Source organism: Stappia indica (genome assembly GCF_009789575.1).
GTDB classification, from domain to species: domain Bacteria; phylum Pseudomonadota; class Alphaproteobacteria; order Rhizobiales; family Stappiaceae; genus Stappia; species Stappia indica_A.
This window is the reverse complement of sequence record NZ_CP046908.1, coordinates 1,039,271-1,056,754: the sequence shown is the minus strand read 5'-3', so window position 1 is coordinate 1,056,754 and position 17,484 is coordinate 1,039,271. Positions and strand designations below refer to the sequence as shown.

The 17,484-nt window shown below is 66.9% G+C and carries 10 protein-coding genes and 3 tRNA genes; 9 read left to right on the top strand and 4 right to left on the bottom strand.

What is annotated here, in order from left to right:
- Window position 1: 1 nt before the first annotated feature.
- The 7 genes from GH266_RS04955 to GH266_RS04925 all read left to right on the top strand — a co-directional run bounded on the left by GH266_RS04955 (window position 2) and on the right by GH266_RS04925 (window position 11,725).
- Entirely contained in the window at window positions 2–2,506 is a 2,505-nt protein-coding gene (locus GH266_RS04955) for a transglycosylase SLT domain-containing protein (protein ID WP_199270443.1), read from the top strand.
- Window positions 2,499–7,487, top strand: coding sequence for an LPD38 domain-containing protein (locus tag GH266_RS04950; protein WP_158192905.1), 4,989 nt, complete (start codon window positions 2,499–2,501; stop codon window positions 7,485–7,487). Before GH266_RS04955 ends, GH266_RS04950 begins: the two co-directional genes overlap by 8 nt.
- A gap of 48 nt (window positions 7,488–7,535) precedes the next feature.
- The gene (locus GH266_RS04945; RefSeq protein ID WP_158192904.1) at window positions 7,536–10,172 is read left to right on the top strand and encodes a hypothetical protein; all 2,637 of its coding nucleotides are present in this window, start codon (window positions 7,536–7,538) and stop codon (window positions 10,170–10,172) included.
- Window positions 10,169–10,393 carry a DUF7940 domain-containing protein gene (locus GH266_RS04940; protein WP_158192903.1) on the top strand — a complete coding sequence of 75 codons (225 nt, stop codon included), beginning with the start codon at window positions 10,169–10,171 and terminating at the stop codon, window positions 10,391–10,393. The genes GH266_RS04945 and GH266_RS04940 overlap by 4 nt, the downstream gene beginning before the upstream one ends.
- The gene (locus tag GH266_RS04935; protein WP_158192902.1) at window positions 10,377–11,027 is read left to right on the top strand and encodes a lysozyme; all 651 of its coding nucleotides are present in this window, start codon (window positions 10,377–10,379) and stop codon (window positions 11,025–11,027) included. The genes GH266_RS04940 and GH266_RS04935 overlap by 17 nt, the downstream gene beginning before the upstream one ends.
- On the top strand, window positions 11,027–11,326 hold the full coding sequence (locus tag GH266_RS04930) for a hypothetical protein (RefSeq protein ID WP_158192901.1): 300 nt from the start codon (window positions 11,027–11,029) through the stop codon (window positions 11,324–11,326). The genes GH266_RS04935 and GH266_RS04930 overlap by 1 nt, the downstream gene beginning before the upstream one ends.
- 99 nt (window positions 11,327–11,425) lie before the next feature.
- On the top strand, window positions 11,426–11,725 hold the full coding sequence (locus GH266_RS04925; RefSeq protein ID WP_158192900.1) for a hypothetical protein: 300 nt from the start codon (window positions 11,426–11,428) through the stop codon (window positions 11,723–11,725).
- A gap of 130 nt (window positions 11,726–11,855) precedes the next feature.
- Here GH266_RS04925 and GH266_RS04920 read toward each other — a convergent pair.
- From GH266_RS04920 to GH266_RS04905, 4 genes are all read right to left on the bottom strand, one after another.
- Window positions 11,856–11,931 (bottom strand) — tRNA-Thr (locus GH266_RS04920).
- A 100-nt stretch (window positions 11,932–12,031) separates the two neighbouring features.
- Window positions 12,032–13,189, bottom strand: coding sequence for a cytochrome-c peroxidase (locus GH266_RS04915; protein WP_158192899.1), 1,158 nt, complete (start codon window positions 13,187–13,189; stop codon window positions 12,032–12,034).
- A 9-nt stretch (window positions 13,190–13,198) separates the two neighbouring features.
- Complete coding sequence (locus GH266_RS04910; RefSeq protein WP_158192898.1) at window positions 13,199–15,889, bottom strand: TonB-dependent receptor; 2,691 nt, start codon at window positions 15,887–15,889, stop codon at window positions 13,199–13,201.
- A 190-nt stretch (window positions 15,890–16,079) separates the two neighbouring features.
- Window positions 16,080–17,063 carry a TrmH family RNA methyltransferase gene (locus tag GH266_RS04905; protein ID WP_158192897.1) on the bottom strand — a complete coding sequence of 328 codons (984 nt, stop codon included), beginning with the start codon at window positions 17,061–17,063 and terminating at the stop codon, window positions 16,080–16,082.
- 208 nt (window positions 17,064–17,271) lie between these two features.
- Between GH266_RS04905 and GH266_RS04900 the strand changes: the two genes are divergently transcribed.
- Together GH266_RS04900 and GH266_RS04895 are read left to right on the top strand one after the other, a co-directional pair.
- A tRNA-Tyr gene (locus GH266_RS04900) sits at window positions 17,272–17,356 on the top strand.
- Window positions 17,357–17,375: 19 nt separating this feature from the next.
- Window positions 17,376–17,449: transfer RNA gene (locus GH266_RS04895), tRNA-Gly, on the top strand.
- Window positions 17,450–17,484 lie beyond the last annotated feature (35 nt).

The window sequence follows — 17,484 nt, the reverse complement described above, 5'->3', positions numbered from 1 at the left end:
CATGGCGAACCGCAGTTCCCGCGATCCGGGCCGCTTCGGCGAGTTCACCGGCCGTGCGCAGATCGGCGGCGTGCCTGATTTTGCCGTCGATACCGGCGGCGGCGCGAGGGCGCTGGCCAGTGTGGCCGGCTCGCTGTCCTCGCGCTTGAAGACGCTGGCCGACCAGGCCGCAGTCCGCGAGGGCGCCATGGCCGGCCTTTCCGCCGGCGATCGCGGTGCGGCCGGTTACCTGCAGGCGCGCGCGGCCGAAACGATTTCCGAGGAACGGCGCGGGCCGCCGAGCCGCGCCCAGGTCAACGCGCCGGCCGCGATCCGCGACACGATCGTCGCGGCAGCGCAGAAATACGGCGTCGACCCGGCGGCGATGCTGAAGATCGCCGAGATCGAAAGCTCGTTCCAGCCGGGCGCAAAGAACCCGCGCAGCTCGGCCGGCGGGCTGTTCCAGTTCGTCGACGGCACCGCGGCGCAATACGGGCTGGCCGACCGCTACGACCCGGCCCAAGCCTCCGACGCGGCGGCGCGGCTGGCGCGCGACAACGCGGCGCATCTGCGCAAGGAGCTGGGGCGCGAGCCGAGCGCGGCCGAGCTGTATCTTGCCCACCAGCAGGGGGCGGGCGGGGCGGCGAAGCTGCTGGCCAACCCGAACGCGCGGGCGGTGGACGTGCTCGGCCGGGACAAGGTGCTGCTGAACGGCGGCAGCGAGACGATGCTCGCGCGCGACTTCGCCGGCAAATGGCTGTCCCGCGCCAATGGCGGCGGTGCCGTGACGGTGCGCTCCACCCTGCCGCAGCTGTCCGACCAGCCGCTGCAGCTGCGCCGCGACGGAACCATGCGCGGCGAGGCTTTCGACGCGGCGGCGATGCGAGCCTATTCCTGGCGTGTCGAGGAGGGGCTTTCCACCGACCTTGCCAATGCGTTCCAGGAGCTTGGCGACGATCCGGCCGCCTTCGCCGGCCGGATGCGCGAGATCCACGATTACTACCTGCAGGACGGCTCCCTTGCCGACCCGGAGGCGCGAGAAGCCTTCGAACGCGCCTTTGCCGGCCGCTCGCGCGCCTATGCGATGAACGTGGCCGCCAAGCACGAACAGCGGCTCAAGGCGGAGGAGCAGGCGGCCGTTTCCGACGGTCTGGCCGCGCGGGGGCTGGATCTGGAGCGGCAGGCCTATGCGCTCGGCGCCAATCCGGAAGGCGACCGCATCCTTGCCGACCAGCTGGAGCGATCTTCGCGCGCTGTCGACGCGGCGGTGGAGGCGGGGACGCTGACGCCCGCACAAGGGTCCGAGCGCAAGGCAAGGATGGCGCGGGTGGCCGCGTCCGCGCGCGTGCAGGGCGTGTTCGACAATCTGGCGACCCCGGGCGAGAAGGAGCAGTTCGCCCTGTCGCTGCTGGAGGACTGGCAGACCGGCGAGGGGCCGCTCGCGAAGCTGCCCTTCGCCACGGTGAAGTCGCTGTCGCAGACGCTGTATCGGGACGCTCGCGCCGAGGCCAATGCGAAGGACGGGGCGGCGCGCATCGAAAAGGCGCGTATCCGGCGTCTGCTGGAGGACGACGTGTCGTCGATCGAGGCGACGGGCAAGCCTGTCGACTTCGCTTCCGCCGGCACCGATCCCGATACGATCGCGGCAGCGCTCACTCCGGAAGAGCATGCGGCGTGGACCGCCAAGCGCGAGCTGGCCGGGTGGGTATTCGATGCTGTGTCCGGCATTGAGGGACTTCCGGCCGAGGACATCGAACGGCGCCTGGCGGCGTTGGAGCCGGCACCCGGCGCGCCCGGTTTCGTCGATGCGGAGGCGGTACAAGCTGCCGCCGAGAAGCGGGCCCGCGAGGTCCTGAAGCTGCGCGAGCGCGACCCGGCGCTTGCCGTGGAACAAGCGTTCCCGGCGGTTGCCGACCTGGCGGCCGAGGCCTCGCCCGACAACCCGGAAAGCCTGCTGGCCGTGGTGGATGCGCGGCTGGCCGCGCAAGAAGCGCTGCAGATGCCGGAGATGGCACGGCAGCCGCTGACATTGGCCGAGGCCGGCAACCTGGCTGCCGCCGTGATCCGTGCCGGCGATCCGAAGGCACAGGCGAAGGCGATGCATGACCTCGTCGGCCAGGTGCAGGGCGCCTATGGGCGTCATGCCGACGCGGTGCTGCGCCAGGTGCTGGAGGTGCAGGGGGTGGACAAGCGTATGGCCACCTATGGCGCCAGCCTGTTTTCGCGGATGAGCCGCGGCGATGCTCCTCGGCCGGCGGATCAAAGGCAAGGGGCGGTGCTGGACGAGACGGCAGCGGCCGAGCGCGCCGGCACAGGCAAGGCCGAAGCGCTGGCGCTGCCGCCCCAGAAGGCTGTGCAGCTGCTGCTGAGCCAGCCGGAGCTTGCCGAACAGTTCGACCGCAAATACGGGACCGGCGCTTCCGAGCGCGTCCTCAGCCAGCGGCGCGAAGACCCGTATCGGCGCCGCGTCGAGGGCGGCGTGGAGTTCGTCGACGACGAGGGCGAGGGTTTTATCCCCGATGAGTAACATTTTCGACCAGTTCGACGGCGAGGACGACGATGTCCTGCGCGAGGCGCCGCCGCCCGGCCTTGCCGAGCGGTTCCGGCTGAACTTCGAGGCCGGCTACCGTCTCAACACGGTGGCCGGCGCCGTGCGCGATGCCAGTTCCGACGCCCGTGCCTCCGATCGTGGCCGCTTCGACGAGCAGCTTTCCGCCTTTCCGGAGTGGTCCGGGTTCATGGAAGGCGCCGCGGCGCTCGGCGGCCAGGTGGCGGGCACCGCGGCCAGCGTCGAGAACTTCGTGCCGGTGGGCCTCGGCGCGCGCCTGGTGGCCACGGGCAAGACGGGGCTCACAGGGCTGTGGGCGCGGGTCTTTGCCGGCGCCGTCGACGGTGCCGCCGTCAACGCGGTTACGGACACGGCCATTCAGGGGATCGAGCAGGGTGCCGGTTTCCGTGACGGGTTCGACCCTGTCCAGCTGCTGGCCGGCACGGCGCTCGGCGGCGTGATCGGCGGTGCCGGCGGCGCGGTCGCGCGCGGCATCGAGGTGGCGCGCGATCGCCGTGCCGCGCGTGCGGGCGGGGATGCGGAGGCGACCAATCCGTTCGACCAGTTCGACGAGCCGGCGGCGAGTGCGGAGCGACCGTCGGCCGACGCGCCAGGCGAACAGGCCCCCGATGCGCCTCCGGCCGCTCCTGATGCCGCGCCCGCTGCGCCCGATGCGCCCCCCGATGCGCCCACGGCGGCCCCCGATGCGCCGCCGGCGCGGCCGGATGCGGCGCCGGCCGCCGGGATCGACGAGATTGCGGCCGGCTACAATTACGATCTCAACGCGATGCCCGACGATGTGGCGCGGCAAGTGCTCGAAACCGGGTCCGTCGAGACCCGGGCACGGTCGCTGATCGCACAGGACATCGAGCGGGCGTCCCGCGAGATCGAGCAGCTGAAGTCGCTCAAGAAGACGGCCGCCAAGGCACAGGACGGTTCCTTCGTGCTCGACGAGGTTTTGCCCGACGGAACCTTTGCCGGCCGCGTGGATGCCGGTACGGAGGCAAAACGGGGCTATTCCGTCAGGGAGCGGAACGCACGGATCGCGGAACTGGCTGCCAGCATCGAGGACCTGCGGGCGCAATTTTCCGGGGCCCAGCCGATTTCCGAGGACCGGCTCGCCTTCATTGCCGATCTCGACAGCGTGCGCCGCCCGCTCGGCGAGACCTTGTCCGAACAGGCTGTCATGGCGAGGCTGGGCGAGGAGCCCGTGCCGCCGTCGGCCTCCCGGCCGGCGCGCGGGGCAGGGCGCAAGGGCAAGGCGACCGACACGCCCCAGGCCCGCACGGCGGGGCAGGAATTCCTCGGAGTGGAGCCGACGCGGGCCTCCCTGTTGCTGCGGAAGGGCAACCGCGCCCGTGCCGAGGATGGCACCGGCGCCGATCCGTCGGCCGGGCCGGTGGCCCGGGTGCGCGAGACGGCCGAGGAACTGGCGCGGCAGTTGGGCGTCGGCGCGACGCGCCAGGGGCGCATGTCGAACGCCAAGGCGCTCGGCCTGTTCTACACCCGCTCCGGCGCGGTGCGGGTGCGCTCGCTCGACGACTTCGACACCCTGACGCACGAATACGGGCACCATGTCGACGCCAAGGTGCCGCTCGTAAAGCAGTGGATCAAGAAGAACTCGAAGGCGCTGCGTCTGCTCGACTACGATCAGAAGCAGAAACGCGACTACGAAGGCTTTGCCGAGTTCTTCCGCCTGTGGATCACCAACCGCGCTTACGTGATGGAGAATTTTGCGGGGCTCGGGCCGGAGTTCGACAAGCTGCTGAGCGCGGAGCCGAAGATCAAGGCGGCCATCGATGCGGCAACGGAAGCCTACGACGCCTTCATCCGGGCGCCGTCCACTGTGGCCGTCTCCTCGACCATCGTTTCCGCGCGGCAGAAAAGCGGGCTGGACGAGGCGCGCAAGGCGCTGCGGGAGCAGGGCGTGGGCAACACGATCACCGATGTGCTCGGCCGGCTCTACTCGTTCTTCCTCGACGAGCTGAACCCGCTGTCGCGGGCTGTGTCCTATCTCACCGACCTGCACAAGGCGAACACGGGAAAGGATCTGATCATCAACGTGGGGGCCGATGCCTACAAGCTTGCCCGCATGAGCCGGGGCGCATTCTCCGCCGGCCATATGGACATCATGTACGGGGTGGCGCCGTATCGCGGGCTCAACCCGGAGACCCCCTCCTTGCGCGATGCCATCGTCGAGGCGACGGGCAAGCCCAATGCCCTTTCCGGCTGGGACGATGCGAAGGTGCTGGACTTCGGCTCCTACCTCTGGTCGCGTCGGGCGCTCGGCGAGTGGCAGCGCTTCCTGGAAGGCAAGATCCCGCGCGCGCCCGACAAGCTGACGCTCGGCGACCACCAGACCAACGTGGCAGAGCTTGCGGCGGCGAACCCGACCTTCGCGAGCGCGGCCGAGAAGATCTACCAGTGGAACCTGGCGCTGTGGAAGAAGAAGCTCGACGCGGGCCTGATCACCACGCGGGTCTACGAGGAAGGCCTGCAGATCGCCGACTATGTGCCGGGTCTGCGCGACTTCACCAGCGCCGCCGACGAGAAGATGCCGGCCGGCAAGCCTCGCCGCACCAAGGATCTCAAGTTCGGCGTGGCCCGGCGGTTCCAGGGCTCCAAGCGCGACGTCATCAACCCGCTGGAAAGCCTGGCGGCGGATGCCTACGAGACCGCCATGACGATCGCCCGGAACGACGTCGTCAAGGCGCTCGACCGGCTGGCGAAGACGGCCGGGCTCGGCGGCTCGCGCATTGCCGAAGAAATCCCCGTCACCCAGCTCACCGCCACGATGGTGGACCCGATCGAGGCGGTGGAAAACGCCGCCCGCAACGCGGGCCTTTCGGGCCCCGACATCGTCACGCTGCGAGACGCCATCGAGGGCGCGATCGGCGACGAGAAGGCGGCGATCTTCCGTCCGGCGATGATCAGCGAGAAGGGCGAGCCCATCGTGTTCTTCCGCGATGGGGGAGACCTGCGGGCGCTGCGGCTCGCCGATGGCGCATTCGGCCGCGACATGTACCGGGCGCTTACCTCCATGTCGCAGCAGGAGCGTAATTTCTGGGTGGAGCTGGTGGCCATGCCCGCGCGCGTGCTCCGCCTCGGCATCACCACAAGCCTCGACTTCATCGGCGCCAACTTCATCCGCGACCAGACGATGGCCTGGATCTATTACGGCCGGCCGCTGCGCCGCGTCGGTGCCTCGCTGCGCGGTGCGGCCGACGACATCGTAGGGTCGCAGGTGGCCAAGCGCTACGCCCGCGTCGGCGGCATCACCGGCGGGCAGGAGACGGCCAGCCTGTCGCGCGTGCGCGCACAGCGGGACATTTCCCGCCTTGCCCGCAAGGGCTGGGCAGCGCAGCGGCTGACATCGTTTCGCGGCGTGCTGGAGACCGTCGAGATCGCCGAGACCGCATCCCGTCTCGGCCTGTTCCGCACGTTCCACCAGGAGGCGAAGGCGCGGGGTCTCGACGACATGGAGGCGGCGCTGGAAGCAAGCTGGCGCGCCCGCGACTACATGGATTTCGACCGGCGCGGCTCCGGCATGGCGGCGCTCTCCCGGGTGATCCCGTTCCTGAATGCCGCCCTGCAGGGAACCGACAAGACGGCCCGTCACATGATCGCGCCGCTGGCCCGCCGGGCGCTCGGCCATGCCAAGCGCGCCAGCGACGACGCGGAGATGGGCGAGGCGGTGAAGGCCTGGGCGCGGGTGGCGGCGGCCGCCACCGCGACGATCTCGCTCTATGCCCTCATGCGCCGCCATGAGGACCACGACGAGATTTCCGACTACACGAAGTCGACCCACTGGACGATCAAGGCCGGCGAGAAGTGGGTGGCGATCCCCAAGCCGTTCGAATTCGGCGTCGTGCTCAACCTGGCGGAAGCGGCGTTCGATGCCATGGTGGAAAAGGACCCGACCGCGCTCGGCCGATGGCTCGACAACCTGCATTTCTCGCTGGCGCCGCCGTCGCTGCTGGAGGGTAATCCCGCCATAAAGAGCTATTTCGAGCTGCGAACGAACACCAACCTGTTCACCGGCGCCGACATCGTGCCGGAGCATCTCCGCGGCATGGAACCGTTCCTGCAGTACACGGCGCGCAACTCGGCGCTGTCGCGGCAGCTGGGCAAGGCCTTCGACATGTCGCCGGCCGTGATCGACCATCTGATCATGAACCACCTGGCCAGCTGGGGGCGCTCGGCACTGGCGCTCTACGACATGGCGCAACCCGACGCGCCGGCCACCGGGTGGGACGACGCGCCGATCCTGCGCCGCTTCATCAAGGATGCAAGCAAGGGCGCGCAGTCGACGACGCAATTCTGGGAGTTGATGGGGTCGCGCACCGGCGTGCTGGAAGGCAAGGCGCAAAGCTATCGCCAGTTGGGTGCGGCCGAGCGGGCCGATTACTACGCCCGGCAGAACGAGCAGGGCAAGGTCTATATCGCCCTGTCCACGCACAAGGCCGACGTGAAGCGGCTGCATCCGCTGGTGCGTGCCCGAAACGCCGTCCAGGCCATCGGTACGATGCGGCGGGAAATGGCGGCCGGCAAGCTGCTCGATGCCGACGGCAACCCGCAGCAGGTCTCGGCCGCGGCACGCACGGCCGCCGACGACGTGCTCGGCACCCTCGCCATGGCCATTGCCCGCAACGCGCTGGTGACTGTGGGCGAACCCGGCTGGGCGCAGCGCAAGCCCATCGACGAGCAAGGCTTCTATCGCGAGCTTGACGCCATCGATCCGGCGCTGCTGTCGACGCTCAGTTCGCTCTTTGCCGACAAGAAGGTGTGGCGGGCGGAGGCGGTCGGGCGCTCCTGGCCGGAGCTTCGCCAGCGCCTGCTGCAGGACGGCACGCAAGCCGATCTCTTCGACCTGGTGATCGACGTGGAAAGCGAAGGCCTGGAGCTGGACGGCGTGAAGCGACCGAAGGCGCCGCGCCCGGCGGTGTTGCCGAACGGTTGACCGGACCGCCGGGCGGCGAAGCTCGGGTTACCTGCCAAGGGGTGCCCGATGAGCCAAGCCTTTCCGATCCCGGTCGACACGCGCGAGCGCAACTACACGGCGACGGCCGGCCAGACGGTCTTTGCGGCCGATTTTCCGTTCCAGCAGACCGCCGACGTCAAGGTCTACCATCGGCTTGCCGCCGGCGGGCCTTACGAGCTGCTGGTGGAGGCAGCCGATTACACCCTGACCGGGGCCGGCAATCCGTCGGGCGGCGCCGTGACGCTGACCACCGGCGCGGCCGTCGGCGACAAGATCCGCATTCGCGGCGAAGCGGTGCTCGACCGTACCTCGTCGGTGGTGCAGGCCGGCGTGTTCAACAGCAAGACGCTGGACAACGAGCTGGACCGCAACCGGATCATCCAGCAGGAACAGGATCGCGACAGCGACGACGCACAGGCCAAGCTGCTGCGGGCTATGCTGACGCCCGAGGGCGAGACCATCGGCCAGCTGCCGGCACTGGCCGACCGCAAGGCGAAGTTGATGGCCTTCGATGCCGACGGCAACCCGACCGTTGCCCAGGCCATCGACACGTTGCCCGAGTACCCCGCGCTGGAAAAGCGGTTCGACACAGTCGACGAGCTGCAGGAACTGAACCGCGGCCTCGTCGGCGAGGGCGAGACGATAACCGTGGTCGAGGACGGGCGCGGCGGGCGCTTTCTCTCCTGGCCCGATCTGATGCTGCCGCATGATGGCGGCATCGTGATCCGTTATTCCGACGGTCTTCCCGGCGGCTTCGTGCGGCTGTTCACCGGCGATCCCTGGGTGGAGTTCTGGGCCGGCATCGCCAGCGGGCTGGCGATCCATGCCAGCCGCAACCGGGCTGCCTTCCAGGCCGCGCTGAACTATTGCAAGGGGCTGGCCAACGGCGGCATGGTGCGGATCCGCGCCGGGGTCTATGTGGTCGACGACGAGCTGGACCTGTCGACGGACGCCAATTGGCGCCGTGTCGGCATCGAGGGCGCCGGCATGTACCAGTCGACCATCCTCGGCCGCTTCCTCGGCGCAGCCAAAGCGATCATCAAGGGAACACGACCCGACGCGCTGCGCTGCGGGGGCCTGGTGCTCAAAAACCTTACCGTCCGCGCGAACAGCTCGCTCGTCGGCATCAAGCCGAAGTGCATCGAGATGCGGATGGCGGAGTCGCCGCAGCTCGAAAACGTCATGCTGGTCAGCGACTACAGCAACGCCGCCGCCCACTTCACCGGCGGCTGGAACGGCGTCTTCTCCAACGTGCAGATCTGGGGCGGCGGGCATTTCCGGCCGCGCAAGGAGGTGCCGGACGGAGTGACCTTCGACGGCACCGCCGGCGGCACCACCATCACCGCCAGCGCCAATCACTTCGACGCGAGCGACGAGAACACCTGGTTCTTCGCGGTGCAAACGACGGGCCGTGCTGGCCGTCATTTCATCCAGACGGTGAATTCGCCGACGTCGATCACCGTTTCCGAAGTTCTCCTGGACGCCTACGAGAACGCCTATGGCTGGCACGAGGGCGTGCGCGGCAGCATGTCGGCCGCCGGCAACACGCTGACGCTCGACACCGACACGCTGAACGATGAGCATATCGGCCTGACGGTGCTGATCCGGAACGGCAAGAACAGCATCCTGGGCACCAAGGCGCCGTTGATCGCCGAGATCACGGGCGTTCCGGCGCCAAATCAGGCGACCCTGAGCGTGTCGGCCGACGTCGAGATCACCGACCAGACCGTCTATTTCGCGCCGGCCTTCATGTGCGTGAACGACACCCAGGCGCAGGGCGACATGAACGACATGGCGTTTCGGGACGTGCGGGTGGAAAGCTTCGCCGGGCTCGCCTTCGCCATCCAGGGCACGCATTTCAAGGCCAGCGGCCTCAAGGCCCATGGGCACGGCATGCTCGCGAGCGGGACCTACGCCTCGGCCTATGGCAGCGAGCTGGCGCAGTGCGCGGCGGTGATCAATCCGCTGATCGCGCAGATCGAGCAGTTCGCCACCGAAAGCCAGGTGACCGATCCGCATCGCATCTATCTCGATGGCGTTGCCTCAGGCGTGACGATCCATAGCGTGCTGGGCGCGCTGATCGAGAACCAGAAACTGATGTATGTGTCGAACAGCAACGTGTGGGCGTGCGTGACGCTGGGCACGGTGCACCTGACATCGGACGTCAACGACGCGACGATCGCCCGCACGATCGTCGAGCACGACTATACCTGTCGCCTCAACATTACCGGGCCGGCGCCGAGCTTCTATGGCAAACAGCCGAACCGCGCCTGGGCGACAAGCGGGCTGTCGGCGATCTCGTTTTCGTCGCATGACGACACGCCGTATTACGTCGAAGACGACCAGGTGGCCGTCATCCCGATCCCGCCGGCTTACCTGAACGCTGCGAGCACGCAGCGCGCCGGCATTCTGGCCCTGTGGGCCAATGCCAACATCAATGCCAGCGGGTTCTTCAACTACGTGCAGAACGTCGCCAGTCCCTTTGCCGACATCAAGGTGCTGTCGCAGCCGGGCACGTTGTTCGCGGTAAGCACGTCGGCCCTCACCGGCACAACCGGCACGGACGGAAAGGTGACAATCAGCCTGTCCGGGGCGAACGGCTACATCCAAGTGGAGAACCGCTCCGGCGGCACCATCAGGTTCGGGGCGGCATTCTTCTCATGATCCGCCTTCTCCCCCACTGGCGAAAGATCCTGCGGCATGCCTGGAGCGTGCGGCTGATCGTCCTTGCTCTCGTCCTCACCGTGCTGGAGGTGGCGCTGCCCTGGATGGGCGGCGTGCTGCCGCCGGGCCTGCTCGGCATCCTGGCCGGCCTCGCCTCGGCCGGCGCCTTCGTTGCCCGCCTGCTCGTCCAGAAGGAGCTTGTCCATGAAGACGCGGCTTAAGATTGCCGGAGTTCTCACCGCGCTCGGCCTGACGGCCGTCGGCGTCGTCGGGCCGTTCGAAGGGCTTCGCCTCACCGCCTATCGCGACATCGTCGGTGTGCCGACGGTCTGCTACGGCGAGACGCGCGGCGTGCGCATGGGCGACAGCTACACGCGGGAAGAATGCGCTGAGATGCTGGGCGACGGCCTGGTAGAATTCGAGCAGGAAATCCGCAAGTGCCTGAAGGCGCCGGACACGATCCCTGACGGCCCCTACATCTCGTTTGTCAGCCTCGCCTACAACATCGGCGCCAAAGCCTTTTGCGGGTCGACGCTGGTGAAGCTGGCTAATGCCGGAGATCTGGAGGGCGCCTGCCGCCAGCTCCCGCGCTGGAACCGCGCCGGCGGCCGCGTGGTCAAGGGCCTGGTCAACCGGCGAGCCGAGGAAATGCGGATCTGCCTCGAAGGGCTGGACGGCCCGGTGAGCCTGCCGGGCGTTGCCGCGCCGCGGCCGAAACCCTCTGCCCCGACTGTCGATGCCGAACCGGTGCCCGTCGCGGCCTGGCCGTACTGGCTCGGCTCGTTCCTGGTGCTGCTGGCGCTGGCCGGTCTCGGCTTCGGCGTGTGGCGCCTGGTGCGGGGGAGGAAGCGTTGATGCTGGCAAAACTCGCCGGGAGCCTGCTGGGCTCGCCTTACGCGATTGCAGCACTCGCTGCCTTGCTCGGGGTCGGCGCGCTGCTGTGGACCCTGCGGGACGTCCGGCAAGGGGGCTACGAGGCGCGGGTGGCGCAAGAGGTACAGGATGAGGTCGCCGCGTGGCGGGAAAGGAACAGGGACGATGCGCGCATTCGCAAGCTTACGGATTATGAGCTGTGTCGCGATTACGTTCGCGGCGGTGGCGAGCTGCCAGACGGCGGCGCCTGTGAGCAGCTGCGGGGGCTTCACGGCCAATGACCTGTCGCCGGCCGGCTTTGTCGCTCTGATCCGCGCCGACCGGCCGGGCGCCGAGCGCGTGCGGAACAACGACGCCAACTATCGCCGGAGGTGCGGGGCGTGACGGCAAACGACGTGTCGTGGATGGTGGGCGCAGTGATCGCCCTGGTCACGATGATCGGCGGCATCATCGCCCGCGACCGGCAGCTGGCCCGGATGATCCAGGACGGGGACGAGAAGCTGCACGACCGGATCAATCGCGTGCGCGAGGACATGGTGCACCGCTCGGATCTCGACGGCCACATTCAGCGCCTCGACAAGTCCGTGGGCGAGTTGCGCACCGATATTCGCGAGCAGGGCAAGGAGACGACGCGGCGGCTCGACGCGCTGGTCACCCTGCTTTCGAAGCCCCCGCAATGAGGGCGGATGCGAACAGCGGTGGAACATAAGTCTCACGTGAGACCTTGCGCAGGTCTCAAAATGTCTCATGTTCCGCTTGCGTTCTCCCTCGCGTTTCCTCGCAAGTGATTGACGCACAAATGGGAAATGGTGGTGCCGGCAACAGGATTCGAACCCGTGACCCCCTGATTACAAATCAGGTGCTCTACCAGCTGAGCTATACCGGCATCGGAGCGGCGTTTAGCACACCTTTCGCAGGCGTGCATCCGTTTCGAATGCTGCTTTGCTCAAAAACGAACGTGTTGTGCATGAGGCCACGCCGGCTGGTCACAAGCTCTCCAGGAACGCGATCAGAGCCTCGATCTCCGCCTGCTCCAGATCGAGGCGCTTGAGCAGCGGCGAGGTGCGGGCTGCATGGGGCCAGAGCGGGTCGGCTGCTTCCGCTTCGTTGCGCGGCCGGATGCGGCCACCGCCTTGAATATAGAAGGCGATGACGTTTGCGAGACGGGGCATGATCCCGTTGTGCATGTAGGGCGCGGTCAGCCGCACATGGCGCAAGGGCGGCGTACGGAACAGGCCGACATCCTGAGGATCGCCCGTCTCCTCGTACCGGCCGAGATCCTGCAGCCGGCGGCGAAAGAAGGTGAGCCCCAGATTGTGCATCTTCTGGTCGGTCAGCAGCGGGCCGAAGTGGCAATTGGCGCAGCCTGCCTTGCCGCGGAAGAGATTGAGACCCCAAAGCTCCTCATCGGAAAAGCGGACGGGCAGTCCTGCGGCGAAGCGGTCGAATCGCGTCCCGCGTTCCAGCGTGCGCTGGAACGCGGCTAATGCCTCGGCGACGTGCGAAAAGGCGATGGGCGTTTCGCCGTAGACCTGGCCAAAGGCGCGGACATAGTCCGGTCTTGCACGAAGGCGGTCCACCACCTGAGCCAGATCTTCATTGGCCATCTCGACGGGGTTCAGCAGGGGGCCGGCGGCCTGCTGCTCGAGGGTTGCCGCCCGCCCGTCCCAGAAGAACGCGTCGCGATAGGCTGCCCCGAAGAGCGAAGGGGCGTTGCGCCGCCCCTCCTGTCGTCCGTGGCCGACCGAGACCCTGAGTCCGTCGCCCCAGCCAAGCTGCCGATTGTGGCAGGATTGGCAGGAAAAGTGCCCGGAAGCGGACAGCAACGGATCCTCGAACAGCCTGCGCCCGAGGCGGGCCTTCCGGAGTTCGACACCCTCCGGGGTCGGGCGCTGCTCGAGCGGGCCCAGTTCGACGAAGGCGACCTCCGGTTCGACCAGGGCCTCAGGCCACTCCGACGGCGGACGCGCATAGGCCCGGCGCAACGCCTCGAAATCTCCTTCGTCCGGATGGGAAGGAAAGGTCGAGGCGAGCCTGTTGTCGCCGGCTCGCTGCCAGCGCTCGTGTAGGAGCAGGCCCGGCATGAGAAGGACAACGGCGATGCACAGGCCCCATAGAAGCACGAAGAAGCGGAAGAAGGGCATGGCTCTTCTTCAGAACGTGGTGCTGAGGCCGAGCCAGAAGCTCCGCCCTTTGATGAAGGGATTGCTGTTGTTGGCCGTCGCGTTGCCGATTTCGTTGAAGAGGTTGTTGGCGACCAGGTTGAGGCGGACGCTCCTGTGCCCGTCGCGCAGAAGGACAAGGTTGGAGTGCAGGTCGACGGTGAGTGTCCCGTCGAAATCCTTGTCCTCCCAGACGTCGTGGCGAACGCCTTCGAACACCTGCGTGCGCCCCGTGTCCTCGACGCCGGTGAAGGGGAAGTTGTAGTTGGCCGCGAAGCCCAGATTGAACCTGCCTTCGTACCAGCTCGTCATCATCGCGAGCTGGGCGCGCATGGGAATGTCCATGTTTCCGGTCACCACGGAGAAGCCCGCGACCGAATAGGACTGACCATTGTAGAGAATCCGGTCGAGAAGATCGTCCTCGTCATAGAAGTAGCTGTCCGGGGAGAGCTCCTGCGCGGACCACGTGAAGGACGCGGTCAGCGTCAGCTGATCGAGGAAGCGGAACCGCTCCACGTGCCAGGTCTTGGCATATTCCGCAGTGGCGGATTCGTAGGCCCCGGTGCCGGAGTTGGTCAGTTCCCAGACATTGCTGCCGAGATTCGCCCTCGCGTACTGGTCTTTCATCGCGCGGTTGACATAGCGAAGGCGGAACGCACCATCCACGAGCGGATCGATGACCTTGATGCCGGCCACCCATTCGTCCGTGAAGGGGGTTCGCAGGTCCGAGGCCCTGTTGCCATAGACGCCGGTGGGCGCGCGCATCGTCCATTCGTCGGTGACATTGCCGCTGCCGTCATGGCTGCGGATGTAGGACTGCCCGCGGGGTTGATTGTCACGGATGGCATAGGCAAGGCTTTCGCCGGCGTAGTAGCGGTTGAAGCCGGCGGAGAGCTCGATCCTTTCGATGGGCGTGATCGTCGCGGCGATGCGCGGCGCGATGTTGACGTTCTTCTGGTAGTCGTCGACCTGGAGGCGCACACCCGGCCGGACGGTCAGCCAGCCGAAGGTCTGCTCGAGTTGCAGCCAGGCATCCGCCGAGTTGAGGGCCGTCGTGTTGTCGAAAGCCGCCCAGATCGACTTTTTGTCGGCATACTGATCTGGGCCGCAGGCCTCGCTGCCCAGGCAGGTGAACTGGCTGAGCCCGAGGGAGCGGGCATCCCAGAGCGTGTTCACCGAGGTGTAGTAGGTGAAGTCGCTTTCGCGCGCGCGGCGGGCGTTCGTGTGGGTCAGGTCGAAGCCGGCCTCGAATGTGCCGGCCCAGATGGATCCCGTGACGTTCTGGCCGAAGAGATACTGCGTCTGTTCCTGGACCTTGTTCGCGCCATATCCGCCTTCGTAGCAGATGACATTCGTTGTCGTGGTCGGGTCGAGCCGGCACCAGGAGAGGATGTCCGGATCGCTCGACGTCCATTGGCTGGCGGTTCTGGTGCCTTCCCTGATCTGGTAAACGCGGGCGGTGTCGCTGTTCGTCTGGTTCCGCGTCGAGGAGTGGGAGACGACGGCCTTGGTGTCGAGCGTCAGGCCGAGAATCTGGCCGAGCGGCGTTTCGACGTTGTCGAACGTGTAGGAATGCTCGAGCTTGCCGGCATAGGTCCGGGTGGAGACGTCGACATGCATGTCGCGCCAGTTCGGGCTTTCGTAGCCTTGCGTATAGTCGGTGACCATTCCCTCCAGCGAGAACAGTCCGTAGTCCGTTCTGGCGTCGAGTTGGAGCCTGAAGAAGTTATTCAGGGAATCTTCCCGGATATCTCCGGAATAATAGATGTAGTCTTTCTGCTTCTTGGTGGTTGCATCGGTCCTGCTGTACTGTGCAATCATCGAGAAAATTTCGTTGATTGGCCCGCTCAGCGAAAGCGATGACTTGATCTTGGTGAACTCGGGCGGCTTGCGATCGAGCGGATTGGTGCCGTCGGTCGTCGCGATGTTGTAGCTGACGAACTTGTCGCTTTCGACTTCGACGCTCGCCGTGCCTGTCCAGCGTTCCGTATTGGGCTTGTTCAGTTCGTAGGAAACGACGCCGCCCTGGAAGTTGCCGTAGCGGGCGGAGGCATTGCTGTCGACGACGGTCACGCTGTCCACAAAATCGGATGGCACGAAGATCGTCTGGGGATGCAGGCCGTAGAATCGGTCTGCATTGGGCGTATTGGTGTCGCTGGCCAGCTCCGAGTTGCCATAGCGCTCGACCGACCCGGTGACCGTGTTGGTCGGGATGCCGTTGACGATGAAATTGTTTTCGTAGGTGCGTCCGCCCGAGATGGAGAGAAGCTCGGGCCGAGTGTCGAGAATCTTCTGGCCGTCGATGCCCGCGTCGGTATCGGTTTCGTCCTGGTACTGGACGTTCGGCAGGCCCCGCAGCGCGGAGTTGGCATCGCCGCTGCCGTCGGTGCGTATGGTGAAGGCGTCCTTGTCGAGGGTCGTCGTGCCGACATCCGCCGGGCTGCGCGCGCCAAAAAACTCGTAGAAGGGAATGATGAGCCTTCTGAGGCTCGTGGCTTGCGCCGGCTTGTCGGTCGCGGGGCTGTCGGACGCCTGGGTGCTCGCGGCGGCTCGCGCCTGTTCGTCGGCCAATGTCGCGGGAGAGACGGCGGGTGCCTGCGACTGGGCGAAGGAGGCTGCCGGCAGGGCAAGCACGATCGTTGCGACGCCGCTGATCGCGGCGCGCTTCTTTGCATTTTGCACGATGGGGCCCTCAAAGATTGTTGTGAGTTGGGGGGAAGAGAGGGTGGCTCGCGCAAAAGCTGGCTAGGGCGCTCAAGCGCCTGAAGCTGGCAAATATTTAACTTGAGTTATTGAGTCAAGAATTAACGCACAAATTGTCAGGACGGTAGTTTTTCGGAGGGCGTCGGACTCGCTGGAGCGGAAAATGGGCTTACAGGCCCATTTTCCCCCGAGTGACGTAAAGGGCCAGCACCGCCGCATTGGAGACGTTGAGCGAGGCGATGGCGCCGGGCATGTCGAGCCGGGCGAGGGCGTCGCACGCCTCGCGCACGCCCTGGCGCACGCCTTTTCCTTCCGAACCGAGCACCAGCAGCACCTTGTCGCCGAGGTCCGTCTCTTCCAGACGCGCCGGCCCCTCGCTGTCGAGGGCGACGGCCTGGAAGCCGGCCTCGCGCATCTCGGTAACGAAGCGCGCCATGTTCTTCACGCGCACATGGCGGACCATGTCGAGCGCGCCGGAGGCGGATTTCGCCAGCACGGAGCCTTCTTCCGGGGCGTGCCGCTCGGTCGTCACCACCGCATCGGCGGCAAGCGCCACGGCGGAGCGCAGAATCGCCCCGACATTATGCGGGTCGGTCACCTGATCGAGCGCCAGCACGAGCCGGGCCCTGGCAAGGTCGCGCGGACCGAAGGCGGGCAGGGGATCGGCTTCCAGGACGGCGCCCTGGTGCACCGCGTCACGCCCGACGAGGTGGTCGAGCTGCCGCGGATTGACGGTTTCCACAGGAACGTCGAAGGAAATTCCGCGCTCGGTCAGGCGGCGCTGGGCGTTCTCGGTCGCCAGCAGCCGGTGGCGGCGGCGGTCGGAATTGCGGAACGCCGCCTCGATCGTATGGAGGCCATAGAGGAGGACCGGCCCCTCTGCTGCGTCTTCCTCGCGCGACGAGCGCGGGCGCACCCTGGCGAACGGACGGCGTCCCTCGCCTTCATGCGCGGCGCCCTGAACCGACTGCTTGCCGCCGCCCTTTCTGAAGCCGCCCTTGGCGCCCCGGCCTTTGCCGTCCTTGTAATCCCGTTGGCCGCCTCCTGATCCATGCGGGGGCTTGCTGCGGGAACGCGCAGGCGTGGGAGCGCCGGTGTCTTCGGAGCTGGTGGAGGTGCCGGACGGGCCGGCCGGTGTGTCGGGTCGTGTCATGAGCGAGCGATTATCCGCAAGGTGATCCGCCGGCAAGGAGAAACCGCTGCCGGACGGGCGGTCGTTTTTGTGTCCAAAGGCTATAAATGGGTGTTGACACCCCCATGCCGGTTCTACATAACACGCGCCACGGGAGCGGCCTCGCGATTGTTTCGCGGGGCGTTTTCGTGAAGCCATCCAGGATGCTTCGGCGACAGGGCGGTGAAACGGAGGAGTGCCCGAGTGGTTAAAGGGGACGGACTGTAAATCCGTTGGCTTGGCCTACGTTGGTTCGAATCCAACCTCCTCCACCATCCCCCCTTGCGGCAGGCGGCGGGTGTAGCTCAATGGTAGAGCAGCAGCCTTCCAAGCTGATGACGAGGGTTCGATTCCCTTCACCCGCTCCACTTTTCGAGTGACGCTGCTGCTCCTGACCAGGCTT

What these genes read in the sequence shown, in the direction of transcription:
- GH266_RS04955 (WP_199270443.1), top strand. Translation starts at nt 2, where the DNA reads ATGGCGAACCGCAGTTCCCGCGATCCGGGCCGCTTCGGCGAGTTCACC.
- GH266_RS04950 (WP_158192905.1), top strand. Translation starts at nt 2,499, where the DNA reads ATGAGTAACATTTTCGACCAGTTCGACGGCGAGGACGACGATGTCCTG.
- GH266_RS04945 (WP_158192904.1), top strand. Translation starts at nt 7,536, where the DNA reads ATGAGCCAAGCCTTTCCGATCCCGGTCGACACGCGCGAGCGCAACTAC.
- GH266_RS04940 (WP_158192903.1), top strand. Translation starts at nt 10,169, where the DNA reads ATGATCCGCCTTCTCCCCCACTGGCGAAAGATCCTGCGGCATGCCTGG.
- GH266_RS04935 (WP_158192902.1), top strand. Translation starts at nt 10,377, where the DNA reads ATGAAGACGCGGCTTAAGATTGCCGGAGTTCTCACCGCGCTCGGCCTG.
- GH266_RS04930 (WP_158192901.1), top strand. Translation starts at nt 11,027, where the DNA reads ATGCTGGCAAAACTCGCCGGGAGCCTGCTGGGCTCGCCTTACGCGATT.
- GH266_RS04915 (WP_158192899.1), bottom strand. Translation starts at nt 13,189, where the DNA reads ATGCCCTTCTTCCGCTTCTTCGTGCTTCTATGGGGCCTGTGCATCGCC.
- GH266_RS04905 (WP_158192897.1), bottom strand. Translation starts at nt 17,063, where the DNA reads ATGACACGACCCGACACACCGGCCGGCCCGTCCGGCACCTCCACCAGC.